This is a genomic window from Wenzhouxiangella sp. YN1, assembly GCF_056324145.1.
In genome coordinates, this window is record NZ_JBJNIO010000157.1 from 85,067 (window position 1) to 97,321 (window position 12,255).

The following is a 12,255-nucleotide window of genomic DNA, read 5'->3' on the forward strand; positions in this document are numbered from 1 at the left end:
GCATGTTTCGCTGGCTTCTGATTTTCCTGCTCATCGCTGCCGCGGCTGCCGGGCTGGTGATCGGCGCGCTCAATGTCGATCCCGTCAGTCTGGACTTTCTGGCTTTCAAGCTCGACCTGCCCCTTGGGGGGCTGGTCCTTCTGGCCTTCAGTTCCGGCCTGATTGCAGGGCTGGTGCTGGCATGGCTGCTGTTTTTTTTGCCCGGTCGCATCCGGCGCTCCAGCCGCTCACGGTCGAACGACAAGGGGAATGATCTGACCAGCCACGCCAATGGCTGAACTGCTGGTTCTGTTTCTCCTGCTCCCGCTGGCAGCTGCCAGCGGCTGGTACCTGGCCCGGCGACAGAATGCGCGCCATGATCGCCGGCGAACGAAAACCTTCTCCAGCAACTACTTTCGCGGGCTCAACTATCTGCTCAACGAGCAGCCCGACAAGGCGATCGAAGTCTTTCTGAAGCTGGTCGAGGTCAACCCGGACACGGTGGAAACGCACCTGGCGCTGGGCAGCCTGTTCCGCCGGCGTGGGGAGATCGACAAGGCCATTCGTTTCCACAAGCACATCATCACTCGCCCCGGCCTGGACGATGAGCAGCGCGCCCAGGCGCTGATGGAGCTGGGCGAGGACTACATGCAGGCCGGCCTGCTCGACCGGGCGGAATATCTGTTCGCCGATCTGCTGGACCACGATGACTCGCATATCCGCCCGGTGCGACAGTTGCTCGATATCTACCAGCAGGAAAGGGATTGGGAGAAAGCCATCACTCAGGCGCGTCGCCTCAGTCGCGTCGACGGCGAGAATTCTGCCGGGCTGATCGCCAGTTTCCACTGTCAGCTGGCGCGGCAGGCGCTTGACGCCGGCGATATCGAGGCGGCGCGGCGATCTCTGCGGCAGGCGCGACGCTATGATCCGGCCAACCCCCGAGCCCATCTGATTCAGGCCGAACTGGCCGCCGGGGATCAGGCCTGGGAGGATGCGGCGGCGCTTTATCGCCGCGCCTGCGAGCTCGATCCGGACTGCCTGAGCTTCGCCTTTGAGGCCATGCTCGATGCACACCGGCGCGCGGAGCGCATGTCCGAGTTCGAGTCCTGGCTGGAGTCGCTGATCGAGCGCAGCCCGATGACCACGGCCATTCTGGCGCTGGCCCGACAGAAGGCAACGCACGATCCCGGGGCTGCAGTCAGCTTCCTGCTTGCTCACCTGTCGCGGCGGCCCACCGTGCGCGGTCTCGACTATCTGATCGAGCTGGTTTACCGTCAGGGCGCCAGCCTGGACGAGGTCGGCCCCGAACTGATCCAGGATATTCTCAAGCGTTTGCTCGACGGTCAGCCGCGCTATCGCTGCGAGCACTGCGGCTTCAGCGGCAGTGCCTGGCACTGGTTGTGCCCGAGCTGTCGTCGCTGGCATACCACCCGTGCCATTACCGGCGTGCTGGGAGAATGATGCCCGACGCGGCGTTCTGGCTGCTGGCGGTCCTGGCGGCAATTGCCTCTGCCGCGCTGACGGCGCCGCTGCGGCTGTGGCTGTTGCGGCGGGGCCAGGTGGACCAGCCCGGGCGGCGGCGCAGTCATGCCCGGCCGACGCCGCGTGGCGGTGGCTTGGCAATTGTTGCCGCGCTGGTCATTGCCTGGGTGACATGGCCGGGGGCGCTAGCAGCCTGGTGGCAGCCCATGGCGGCAATCGTTTTCATGGCCGCGGTCGGCTGGATCGAGGATCGTCATCAACTGGCTGCGCCGTGGCGCTTCTGCTTGCAGTTGACAGGGGCGGTGGCGCTGGTCGGACTGGCCGGTGGCATCGGGCAGGCCGCCATCTTCGGCATCATGATCGAATCGGTGTGGCTGTGGAATCTGCTGGCCGTCATTGCCGTCATCTGGCTGATCAATCTGTATAACTTCATGGACGGCTCGGACGGCATGGCCGCGGCCCAGGGCGTCTGGGTCGGGCTGGCAGTGGCCGTATTGTTCGAGCGGGCCGGCCACCCTGAGCTGGCAATGCTCGCCATGGCAGCGGCGGGCGCCTGGGGCGGGTTTCTGTTCTGGAACAGACCGCCGGCGGGCATTTTCATGGGCGACGTCGGCTCACTGGCTCTGGGCGCCTTTGTCGCCGCCGCGGCCATCGCCGGTGCGGTTACCGGCGCCATCAGCATCTGGCTGAGCTTCATGGTGTCTTCGGTTTTCGTGGTCGATACCACCGCGACCCTTCTGGCGAGAGCCTTGCGCGGGCAGCGGTGGTATACTCCGCATCGGCAACACGCCTATCAGCGACTGCTTGACTTGGGCTTGAGCCACGCCAAAGTGATGGGGTTGTATCAGCTGATCAATGTGCTGATTGTGCTGCCGGTGATCGCAGCGGCCTTGCACTGGCCAAAGCTGGACAGCGTTCTGGCACTTGGCCTCGCCGTGGCTCTTGTTGTGGGGTGGCGAGTCGTTCAGCCGGCCGCGACAGCGAACAACGACAAGGCAGAATTGTGACCGAACAGCCGGAAAAGCGAGGGGCGTTCCTGAATTTGCGCTCGCTGGTCGTGGCCCATGATCTGATCATGGTGGCTGCCGCCTGGCTGCTGGCGCGCGTCGCTTCGCAATGGCTGCTGGGCGCGCCGTTGCTGGAATGGCAGCGCTTTGTTCTCGAAGTCAATCTGATTGTCGTGCTGCAGGGGTTTCTGCACTGGCGAACCGGCCTCTATCGCGGGGTGTGGCGGTTTGCCAGCCTGCCGGATCTGGGCAATCTGATGCGCGCGACCATGTTGGCCGCCGTGTCCGGTGCCACCGTCCTGCTGCTGCTCGAAGCGCCGCTCGAGCTCATGGTGTTGATGGTCTGGCTGTTCCCGCTGCTGCTGCTGTTGAATCTCGGCGTGCCGCGGCTGACCTATCGCGTGTTCAAGGACATGCGCCTGGAGGTATATCGCCGCCGCCAGACCCGCCGTACCGTCATTCTGGGCGCCGGGCGTTCCGGCCGCTTGCTGCTGCCGGAGCTGCGTCGCCGCGGTAACTTCGATGTGGTCGGCTTTCTTGACGACGCGCGCGGGCTGCAGCACACCGAAATCGACGGGGTGCCGGTGCTCGGCGACATTGCCAGCCTGCCGCGCATTGCCAGGGAAGCCGATCTCGACATGGCGGCCATTGCCATTCCATCTGCAACCAATGCGCAAATGCAGCGAGTGGTGGAGGTCTGTGAGCGTGCCGGAGTCGAGTTCCGAACGGTGCCTACCCTCAAGGAGCTGGGCGCGTCCCTGACGCGTTTTGACGATCTCAAGCCGGTGGCGATCGACGATTTGCTGGGGCGGGAACCGGTTTCGCTCGACTGGGAATCCATTCGCTCCGGCCTGACCGGCAAGCGCGTGATGGTGACCGGCGGCGGGGGCTCCATTGGCGCCGAGCTCTGTCGCCAGATTGCGCGCCTTGATCCGGCTGGCCTGCTGGTGGTCGACAACAGCGAGTTCAATCTCTACCGCATTGACTATCGGCTCAAATCCGAGTTTCCCGATCTGATGGTCGAGACCGTGCTTGGCGACGTCTGCGACCCGGCCACGGTCGAGACCCTGATGCAGCGCTCGCGCCCGGAAGTGGTGTTCCACGCTGCCGCCTACAAGCATCTTCCAATGCTGCAGAATCAGGTACGCGAGGCCTTTCGCAACAACGTCGTCGGTACCCGGCGGGTGGCGGACGCTGCCGTGCGCTACGGCGTGGGCACTTTCGTTCTGATTTCGACGGACAAGGCGGTCAATCCCTGCAATGTCATGGGAGCGACCAAGCGCATTGCCGAGCTCTATATTCAGCAGCTCAATCAGTCGGCAGACACCAAGCTGATCACCGTTCGCTTCGGCAACGTCCTCAACTCCACCGGTTCGGTGGTGCCGTTGTTCAATGAGCAGATTCGCCGGGGCGGTCCGATTACCGTGACGCACCCGGAGATCACCCGCTATTTCATGACCATTGCCGAGGCCGGGCAGCTCATTCTGCAGGCCGGCGTGCTGGGGCGCGGTGGCGAGGTGTTCGTGCTCGATATGGGCGAACCGGTGCGCATCGGCTTTCTGGCCGAGCAGCTCATACGCCTGGCCGGCAAGGAGCCCGGGCGCGACGTCGAGATTGTCTATACTGGCCTGCGGCCCGGAGAAAAGCTCTTCGAAGAGCTTTTCCACGAGAACGAGTCCTACGCCACGACGGCACATGAAAAGATCTTTCTTTCTCAGGGTCCATGCCAGGCGCTCGACGGCATTGATGACAAGTTGCGGCGCGCAGAGGCGGCCGTGATGCGCTACGACAATGACGCGCTGCGATCCATCCTGCTCGAACTGGTGCCCGAGCTCGGCAAGGTGCCCCGGCGTGAGCGCAAGGTCATCCCTCTGGCCGGTTGAGCGTTGCCCCGGGGCGGTTTGATCTGATCCACGTTGTCCTTGTTCAGACCAGATTTGCGGAGATATTGATGTCGAAACTTCGTCCCGATCCCGCCGCTCGCCGCGGACGGGTAGTCGGCTTCGAGCACGGTTCACAAATCCTGAAAGGTAACGCGCTGGGCGATCCTGCGCACCGAAGTCACCCGGTCTATCTGCCGGCGGGTTATGACGATGACGTTGATCGCCACTACCCGGTTCTGTGGTGCCTGGCAGCTTACACCAACGCCGGGCCAGGGCAGGTGAGCTGGCGCAACCACGGCGAGAACCTGCCGGCACGGCTCGATCGGTTGATCGAGTCGGGTGCCATGCCGCCGGTCATTGTCGTGTTTCCCGACTGTTACACCAGCCTGGGTGGCAATCAGTACGTGAACACCCCGGCGATGGGCGCCTACGCCGATTATCTGATCGACGAGCTGATTCCGGCCGTCGATGCCGCCTTTCGCACCATCCCCGAGGCCGCAGCCCGGGCCGTATTCGGCAAGTCGTCGGGCGGTTTCGGTGCGCTGCATCTGAGCCTGTCGCATCCCGGGCACTGGGCGGCGGCGGCCAGCCATGCCGGTGATGCCGGATTCGACCGTGTCTATCGCGGCGACTTTCCGCTTGCCGCCGGCGTGCTGGCGCGTCATGACGGCGACCTCGAACATTTCGTACGCACCTTCTGGGGCGACAAGCGGCCCGGCGGCGCTCAGTTTCATACCTTGATGACGCTGTGCATGGCGGCCAGCTATTCGCCCGATGAGGCCTGCCAGCTGGGCCTGCGTCTGCCCTTCGATCTCCACACCTGCCAGCTCGATGAGTCCACATGGGCGCGTTGGCTGGCATTCGACCCTGCTCGACGTGTAGCTGCCGAGGCGGGGCGCCTGGCCGAGCTGGCGGGCCTGTGGATCGATGTCGGCAGCCGTGATCAGTACTTCATTCAATACGGCACCCGGCAAATGCATCAGCAGCTGGAAGCGCAGGGCATTGCGCATCATTTCGAGGAGTTCGACGGCACCCACTCGGGTATCGATTGGCGCTACGATCACTCGCTGCCCTGGCTGGCCGCGCGCTTGAAAGCGGACTGATTCGACGGCACATTTGAAAGACATACAGACGAGGTGATCTGAATCATGCTGACTGTCACTCCCGCCGCTCGCGACTATTTTTCCGATTTGCTCGAGCAGCAACCCGATGGCACCAACCTGCGCCTGCGTGTGACCAACCCGGGCACGCCTTCGGCCGATGTGGAGCTGACCTATTGCGGCCCCGGCGATGAGGCCGAAAGTGATGCGTCGGTCGACTGCCAGGCCTTCAGGCTGTTTGTTGAAAAGGTCTCTGCAGACATCCTGAGTGGTGCGATGATCGATTTCGAGACCAGCCGCATGGGCGGTGAGCTGTCCATTCGCGCGCCGGGCCTCAAGGGCAATGCCCCGCCCGACGACGCCCCCGTGGAGGAGCGCGTCGCCTGGGTGCTCGAAAGCCGAATCAATCCCATGGTGGCTTCGCATGGTGGCCACGTCGAACTGGTTGAGGTCACCCGCGACAACGATGTGGTGCTGGAGTTCGGCGGTGGCTGCCACGGCTGCGGGATGGTCGATGTAACCCTCAAGCAGGGAATCGAAAAAACGCTGCGCCAGGAAATAGCCGAGCTGCGCGAGGTGGTGGACGCCACCGACCATGCTACTGGAGAAAACCCCTACTACTGATCCAGTATCTCCCGCCACGCTTTCTGTCACCTTGAAGGGAGGGGCACACGTTTGTCTCGCTGAGAGACGAGGTGGTTTTCCTGACAACACAGGTTGCCAATGAAGATGGGTTCCGACGATTCGAATGAATTGATTCTTGAAGTGCATCGCAGGGACTGGTTCTATCGGTTTTTGCTTCCCGACGGCTCGGAAACGCAGCCTTACGCTCCTGCGAATGTCGAGCCGATTCACCAAACGCGGCTGAAAATGCTGCGTTCGGTCCTGTCGGAGCCTTTGCAGGAGAAAGCCATGTCGGCCCTGGATATGGCTTCTCATCAGGGCTGGTTCGCGGTTCAGCTGAAGCAAATGGGTTGCTCGACGGTAACTGGTTTCGAGCCCCGGGAGAGCCATGTCAATGATGCGCGCCTGATTTGCCGGGCTTTGGGGCTGGACGATATCCGGTTCGTTCGCTCAAGCTTGTCTGAAGTAGTCGACTCCGACATCGAGCCGGCAGACATTGTCCTCTGTCTCGGGTTGATCTATCACCTCTCAGACCCGGTCTCGGCGATCAAGATGGCTTATCGCTACTGCAAGCATGTGTGTTTTGTGGAAACTCAGGTGGGGCCGCATCTATCGGGGCCCATTGACTGGGGAAGCCATCGGTTCGTTCGGCCGATCAGGGGTGTGTTCACGGTGGTGGACGAAACCGATGAAGGCCATGGCAGCGAGGCAGCGCTGGAAGGAGAGGGGATCTGTCTGGCGCCAAGCGCGGAGACCCTGCTCTGGGTGATGCGCAAAGTCGGGTTCAGAAATGTCGGTCTGGTCGAGCCGCCTGCCGATGCTTACGAGCAGCATCTGCATGGCAAACGCGTAATGGCTGTGGGCTATGTATAAAGCTGGCGTACTGGCGACGGCGGGCCGGGCGCTCGCCTGCAGCACGGAACTTGAGGGCAGCCGGTAACGGCGACCTGCCGCGTTGGGGTGGCGCCTCTGTAGCGCTGGCGCTGTCGGCGCGGCCGCCTTGTCTTGCCGTGCTGCGATCCCGAGCCGACAAAGCCTGCTCGGGACAGGCTAGCGGCGGCCGAGTCGCGGCGTTTTCAGTCCTTTCTGACTGGCGTACCAGGCGGCCAGGTCCGCAATATCCTGGTCGCTGAGGCTGCTGGCAAAACTGTTCATCTGCGCGTCCTTGCGCTCGCCCGAGCGATACTGCTTGAGCGCGTAAACGAGGTAGCCGGCGTGTTGTCCGCCCAGCTTGGGCGTGTCCGGCGTCACCGCCAGATTGCCGTCCTTGCCGTGGCAGGCCTGGCAGGTCTGGGATTTCTCGAGGCCACGGCTGGCGTTGCCGGCGGCCAGGGCGTCGTTACCGGCCAGCACGAGAAGGGCGGCGGCGAAGGTCAGGGCGAGCGGTTTCATGAGTCGTCTCCTCCGTGGGCGCTGACGAAGTAGGCGGCGATGTCGCGCATGTCCTGATCGCTCAGGGTGCTGGCCTGTGCCCGCATCGTGGGGTGCTGGCGATCGCCAGCGCGGTAGGCTTTGAGGGCAGAGACGATGTAGCCGGAGGTCTGGCCACCAATTCTGGGTACCGGATAAGTCGGGTAGACGTTTCTCTGCTCGGGTTTACCGTGGCAGCCAAAACAGGTGTAGGCAATAACACGGCCGCGTTCGACGTCGCCTTCGTTCTCGCCCTGATCCTGTGCCATCGCGCCTTGGCTGATCATCGCGAGGAATGCAACGACAAGAATTCGATTCAGCATAGAGTTCGCCAGTGGAAAATGATCAAGCCGCCATTATACCCAGCCGATCGGCGCGTAGGAAACACCTCGGCTTCTTGACACAGCGCAGCGCATTGGAAGGGCTGCGATGGCTTGTTGGCGACGCGAGGTGGCAGCGGCGCCTTCCCCGAAAGCCGTGGCATCATTTCAGTGGGTTTCCCGGACGATCAGCTCGTAAGGCGTTTCCGAGTTGTTCCGGTGCCACTGGACCTGCACGCTGTAGTCGTGGCCCGGCTCGAGCGTGATGTCGAAGTCCACGTTCTCATCCCCGCGCCGCAGGCGCTGGCCGATGGCCGCCTTGGTGAAGCGTGCCGGCACCCGCGCGGTCAGCGTGTAGTTGCCCGGTTCGAGCGTGAGCATTTTCCGGGGGCCGATGTATTCGCCGTTGACTGCCGTGAGTTCGACCTCGTAAACGTATTGCGCGAGCTTGGGCGGGCCGCTGATGACGCGTGCCTTGGCCGGTTCGCCGTTGGCAGCGATGGCCAGTGAGCCGAGTGCCGCGAGCATCACGCCGGCGAGGAGGGCGGTTGCGTATCTCATGCGTTCATCTCCAGTGTGTACCGCGGCTGGAGCGGCGCAGGTCGCGTGGCCAGTTCAGGCCAGCGGGCCACACGGGCTCCGAGCCGGTGTCTTCATTGTTTAACATGGTGACGAAAGGTGGTCAAATCGAGCCTTTCTCGGTTGCCAGCGCCTTCTTGAGTGCCCGATCCAGTACAATGCACAGGCTGGTCCAAACCCATTGTCTACCGCCCATGCGCTCACTCGATACATTCGATTTGTACGATGTCGACGATCTGCTGACCGACGAAGAGCGGATGATCCGCGAATCGGTGGCCCGCTTTGTCGACGAAAAGGCCCTGCCGCTGATTCCGAAGTGCTTCGACGAAGCCCGCTTTCCCGAGGAGCTGATTCCCGAGATGGCCGAGTTGGGGCTGCTCGGCGCCAGCCTCGAAGGCTACGGCTGTGCCGGCCTGAACGCGACCAGCTATGGCCTGATCTGTCAGGAGCTCGAGCGCGGTGATTCAGGTCTGCGCAGCTTTGCCTCGGTGCAGTCCTCGCTGTGCATGTACCCCATTCATGCCTTCGGCTCCGAAGAGCAGAAGCAGCGCTGGCTGCCGGAAATGGCCGCTGGCCGGGTGCTCGGCTGTTTCGGCTTGACCGAGCCCCACGGCGGCTCCGACCCCTCCAACATGAAAACGCGGGCGCGGAAGGACGGCGACGAATGGATTCTCAACGGCGCCAAGATGTGGATAACCAGCGGCAGTATTGCCGATATCGCCATTGTCTGGGCGCAGACCGACGACGGTGTGCAGGGCTTCATTGTAGAGAAGGAGTTTGCTGGCTACGAAGCGCGCGATATTCACGCCAAGATGTCGCTCCGCGCCTCGATCACCTCCGAGCTGTATTTCGACAACGTGCGCGTGCCCGATGCCAACCGCCTGCCCGGAGTCAAGGGGCTCAGAGGGCCGCTGTCGTGCCTGAATCAGGCGCGCTACGGCATCACCTGGGGGCCGATCGGCGCGGCCATCGCCTGCCTCGAAGAAACGCTGGACTACTGCGCGGAGCGTGAGCTGTTCGGGCGCCCCGTTGCGGCTACGCAGAGCGCGCAGATCAAGCTGGCCGACATGGCGCGGCGCATTACCGGCGCCCAGCTCATGTCCTGGCGGCTGGGGCGTTTGAAAGACGAAGATCGGCTACACCCAAGCCAGGTTTCGCTGGCGAAGTGGAACAACGTGCGCATGGCGCTCGATATTGCCCGCGAATGTCGCGACCTGCTCGGCGGATCGGGGATCACGCTGGAATACTCGGCCATTCGTCATGCGCTCAACCTGGAGTCGGTGATTACCTACGAAGGCACCGAGACCGTGCACCAGCTGGTGATCGGCCGACAATTGACCGGGCACAATGCCTTTTGAACGTGTTCTGGCGAGCGCGAAATTCCAGGCCCGAAGCACCAGATTCGAAACCAGACCTAACGGCCAGAACCGCAGTGACCGAAACTCCGTCGGACGAGCGGTTCCTGGCCTGGCCGTAACTCCTGGCGCCGGCCTGTCTGACGCATTGGTTTTTCGAACATTCAGGTTTGTTTTGAATTCGCAGCATTCGATCGCACCCAGGCGATCGCGACATCTTTACCGATCAGACTCATGACCAAACCTTCTCAATCCCGTCAAATCAACCGCGCCGAAGTCGTCGATGAGAACTTTCTTGACCACCTGACCGCAATCGAGGACGGTCGGGTAGCGGTATTCGACCGGCCCGGCTTGCCCAACCCCGACCTGCTCGAGCTTTTTGACAGCCAGATGGTGTCGCGTCAGCTCGATCTGATGGCACGCATCAAGCGCCTGGAAAACAAGGTCTTTTACACCATCGGTTCTTCGGGGCACGAGGGCAATGCGATGGTGGGACGACTGACTCGCGCGACCGATCCGGCCTTCCTGCACTATCGTTCCGGCGGTTTCATGGCCGAGCGCTATCGCAAGCGCGACGGCCTGAACTTCATTCACGATACCTGTCTGAGCTTCGCCGCCGCGCGGGCGGATGTTGCCTCCGGCGGTCGCCACAAGGTCTGGGGTCATCCCGACCTGTGGGTGTTGCCGCAGACGTCGACCATCGCCAGTCACCTGCCCAAGGCGGTTGGCACGGCGCTGGCCATTTCGCACGGCGGCGGTGGCCGGCATCCATTGCCGGTGCCCGACGACTCCATCGTGGTGTGCAGCTTCGGCGACGCCAGCCTCAATCACGCCGCTGCCCAGAGCGCGATCAACACCTGCGCCTGGTCGCGTCATCAGAGCCTGCCGGTGCCGGTGCTGATGGTCTGCGAAGACAACGATATCGGCATTTCCGTGCCCACCCCCAGCAACTGGGTGGCCGACAGCATGCGTACTCGCCACGGCATCAGTTACCACTATGCCAATGGACTGGATCTGGTCGCGGGCTATGATGCGGTTCAGCGGGCCGTTGATGAATGCCGCACGCGCCGGCGGCCGGTGTTTCTCCACCTCAAGACCACGCGTTTGATGGGGCATGCCGGCACCGACTTCGAAATTGAATACCGCTCCGGTGCCGAGCTCGAGGCGGCCGAAGCCCTTGACCCGCTGCGGACCAGCGCCGAGGCCGTTGTCGGTCGCGGCCTGATGACGCCGGCCCAGATTCGCGAACGCTACAAGACCCTGGCTGAGCGCTGCCTGGCCGAGGCCGACCGCGCCGACGGGGCAGGGCGGATCACTACACGCGCCGAGGCGATGGCGCCGCTGGCGCCGTTCACCCCCGACGCCGTGGCGAAAGAGGCGGCGCGCATGCCCGCGCGCGAGGAGCGCATACGCGTATTCGGCAACGAGCGTCTGCTGCCGGAAAATCAACCGGGCAAGCACATGGCCGTGCAAATCAATCGGGCGTTGACCGACCTGCTGGTCAAGTATCCGCAGGCGCTGGCCTTTGGCGAAGACGTTGGCCGCAAGGGTGGCGTCTACACGGTGACCAAGGGGCTTGCCTGGCGCTTCGGCCCGCGTCGCGTATTCAACACCCTGCTCGATGAGACCACCATTCTGGGGCTGGCACAGGGCTACGGCGCCATGGGTTACCTGCCGATACCCGAAATCCAGTACCTGGCCTATTTTCACAATGCCTGCGACCAGATCCGCGGTGAAGCGTGTTCGCTGCAGTACTTCTCCAACAACCGCTACCGCAACCCGATGGTCATGCGGATCGCCAGCCTGGGTTACCAGAAGGGTTTCGGCGGACATTTCCACAACGACAATTCAATCGCCGCCCTGCGCGATATTCCCGGCCTGGTCATCGGTTGTCCGTCTCGCGGTGATGATGCCGTGACGATGCTGCGCAGCATGATGGCGCTGGCCCGGGTCGACGGCCGGGTTTCGGCCTTCCTCGAGCCGATTGCCCTGTACATGACCAAGGACCTGTACGCCCGGGACGACGGCGAGTGGAGCTTCGACTATCCCGCTCCGGGCGAGTCCATGCCGATGTTCGCGTCTCGCGTCTATGACGAGTCTGCAAGTGATCTGCTGGTGGTGACTTTCGGCAACGGTGTGCCCATGGCGCTGCGTTGTGCGCGTGCCATGTCAGAGCAGAAGGGCGTTCGTGTTCGCGTGCTCGACCTGCGCTGGCTCAAGCCGCTGGACGTGGAGGCCATTGCTCGACACGCGTCCGAGTGCGCCGGCGTGGTCGTTTTCGATGAAGGTCGACCTGATGGCGGTGTTGGCGAGGCCGTGGTCACCGCTCTGGTCGAAGCCGGCGTCGCCGATCGCCCGGTGCGCAGGCTCACCGGCGCCGATTGCTATATTCCGCTGGGTGATGCGGCCAATCTGATTCTGGCAGCGGAAGAAGAGTTGCTGCAGCTTTGTGTGGAGGTTGCCGGCGAATGCCAATGAGCTGCCCGCTCGGCGTTGTGGCTGATTGGGACTTGCAT

The 12,255-nt window shown here is 63.1% G+C and carries 12 protein-coding genes; 9 read left to right on the top strand and 3 right to left on the bottom strand.

The annotated features are described in order from the left end of the window. The first annotated feature begins 2 nt into the window (after positions 1–2). The 7 genes from ACEWQZ_RS13305 (at position 3) to ACEWQZ_RS13335 (ending at position 6,948) form a co-directional block, all read left to right on the top strand. Positions 3–278: a LapA family protein gene (locus ACEWQZ_RS13305; RefSeq protein ID WP_476483591.1), complete on the top strand. Its 276-nt coding sequence runs from the start codon at positions 3–5 to the stop codon at positions 276–278. Beyond that, a complete protein-coding gene (lapB, locus tag ACEWQZ_RS13310; RefSeq protein ID WP_476483592.1) occupies positions 271–1,440 on the top strand; it encodes a lipopolysaccharide assembly protein LapB in 1,170 nt (389 codons plus the stop codon). The genes ACEWQZ_RS13305 and lapB overlap by 8 nt, the downstream gene beginning before the upstream one ends. Next, a complete protein-coding gene (locus tag ACEWQZ_RS13315) occupies positions 1,437–2,468 on the top strand; it encodes an MraY family glycosyltransferase (RefSeq protein ID WP_476483593.1) in 1,032 nt (343 codons plus the stop codon). Before lapB ends, ACEWQZ_RS13315 begins: the two co-directional genes overlap by 4 nt. After that, complete coding sequence (locus ACEWQZ_RS13320) at positions 2,465–4,351, top strand: polysaccharide biosynthesis protein (protein ID WP_476483594.1); 1,887 nt, start codon at positions 2,465–2,467, stop codon at positions 4,349–4,351. The genes ACEWQZ_RS13315 and ACEWQZ_RS13320 overlap by 4 nt, the downstream gene beginning before the upstream one ends. Before the next feature lie 68 nt (positions 4,352–4,419). Continuing rightward, positions 4,420–5,454 carry an alpha/beta hydrolase gene (locus ACEWQZ_RS13325; protein WP_476483595.1) on the top strand — a complete coding sequence of 345 codons (1,035 nt, stop codon included), beginning with the start codon at positions 4,420–4,422 and terminating at the stop codon, positions 5,452–5,454. A 45-nt stretch (positions 5,455–5,499) separates the two neighbouring features. Continuing rightward, positions 5,500–6,075 (top strand): NifU family protein, encoded by a 576-nt coding sequence (locus ACEWQZ_RS13330; protein WP_476483596.1) that lies wholly within the window; start codon positions 5,500–5,502, stop codon positions 6,073–6,075. 99 nt (positions 6,076–6,174) lie between these two features. After that, positions 6,175–6,948: a class I SAM-dependent methyltransferase gene (locus ACEWQZ_RS13335; RefSeq protein WP_476483597.1), complete on the top strand. Its 774-nt coding sequence runs from the start codon at positions 6,175–6,177 to the stop codon at positions 6,946–6,948. 177 nt (positions 6,949–7,125) lie between these two features. On the opposite strand, the gene ACEWQZ_RS13340 is transcribed toward ACEWQZ_RS13335, so the two are convergent. The 3 genes from ACEWQZ_RS13340 to ACEWQZ_RS13350 form a co-directional block, all read right to left on the bottom strand. Continuing rightward, positions 7,126–7,467, bottom strand: a complete 342-nt coding sequence (locus ACEWQZ_RS13340; protein ID WP_476483598.1) for a c-type cytochrome — start codon at positions 7,465–7,467, stop codon at positions 7,126–7,128. Then, positions 7,464–7,808, bottom strand: coding sequence for a c-type cytochrome (locus ACEWQZ_RS13345; RefSeq protein ID WP_476483599.1), 345 nt, complete (start codon positions 7,806–7,808; stop codon positions 7,464–7,466). Before ACEWQZ_RS13345 ends, ACEWQZ_RS13340 begins: the two co-directional genes overlap by 4 nt. A 165-nt stretch (positions 7,809–7,973) precedes the next feature. After that, positions 7,974–8,366: a hypothetical protein gene (locus ACEWQZ_RS13350; RefSeq protein ID WP_476483600.1), complete on the bottom strand. Its 393-nt coding sequence runs from the start codon at positions 8,364–8,366 to the stop codon at positions 7,974–7,976. A gap of 212 nt (positions 8,367–8,578) precedes the next feature. Here ACEWQZ_RS13350 and ACEWQZ_RS13355 point away from each other — a divergent pair, with 212 nt between their 5' ends. Together ACEWQZ_RS13355 and ACEWQZ_RS13360 are read left to right on the top strand one after the other, a co-directional pair. Beyond that, positions 8,579–9,742: an acyl-CoA dehydrogenase family protein gene (locus ACEWQZ_RS13355; protein WP_476483601.1), complete on the top strand. Its 1,164-nt coding sequence runs from the start codon at positions 8,579–8,581 to the stop codon at positions 9,740–9,742. Between the two features lie 231 nt (positions 9,743–9,973). After that, positions 9,974–12,217 carry a transketolase C-terminal domain-containing protein gene (locus ACEWQZ_RS13360; RefSeq protein WP_476483602.1) on the top strand — a complete coding sequence of 748 codons (2,244 nt, stop codon included), beginning with the start codon at positions 9,974–9,976 and terminating at the stop codon, positions 12,215–12,217. The last annotated feature ends 38 nt before the right edge of the window (positions 12,218–12,255 follow it).

What these genes read in the sequence shown, in the direction of transcription:
- ACEWQZ_RS13305 (WP_476483591.1), top strand. Translation starts at nt 3, where the DNA reads ATGTTTCGCTGGCTTCTGATTTTCCTGCTCATCGCTGCCGCGGCTGCC.
- lapB (WP_476483592.1), top strand. Translation starts at nt 271, where the DNA reads ATGGCTGAACTGCTGGTTCTGTTTCTCCTGCTCCCGCTGGCAGCTGCC.
- ACEWQZ_RS13315 (WP_476483593.1), top strand. Translation starts at nt 1,437, where the DNA reads ATGATGCCCGACGCGGCGTTCTGGCTGCTGGCGGTCCTGGCGGCAATT.
- ACEWQZ_RS13325 (WP_476483595.1), top strand. Translation starts at nt 4,420, where the DNA reads ATGTCGAAACTTCGTCCCGATCCCGCCGCTCGCCGCGGACGGGTAGTC.
- ACEWQZ_RS13330 (WP_476483596.1), top strand. Translation starts at nt 5,500, where the DNA reads ATGCTGACTGTCACTCCCGCCGCTCGCGACTATTTTTCCGATTTGCTC.
- ACEWQZ_RS13335 (WP_476483597.1), top strand. Translation starts at nt 6,175, where the DNA reads ATGAAGATGGGTTCCGACGATTCGAATGAATTGATTCTTGAAGTGCAT.
- ACEWQZ_RS13340 (WP_476483598.1), bottom strand. Translation starts at nt 7,467, where the DNA reads ATGAAACCGCTCGCCCTGACCTTCGCCGCCGCCCTTCTCGTGCTGGCC.
- ACEWQZ_RS13345 (WP_476483599.1), bottom strand. Translation starts at nt 7,808, where the DNA reads ATGCTGAATCGAATTCTTGTCGTTGCATTCCTCGCGATGATCAGCCAA.
- ACEWQZ_RS13350 (WP_476483600.1), bottom strand. Translation starts at nt 8,366, where the DNA reads ATGAGATACGCAACCGCCCTCCTCGCCGGCGTGATGCTCGCGGCACTC.
- ACEWQZ_RS13355 (WP_476483601.1), top strand. Translation starts at nt 8,579, where the DNA reads ATGCGCTCACTCGATACATTCGATTTGTACGATGTCGACGATCTGCTG.
- ACEWQZ_RS13360 (WP_476483602.1), top strand. Translation starts at nt 9,974, where the DNA reads ATGACCAAACCTTCTCAATCCCGTCAAATCAACCGCGCCGAAGTCGTC.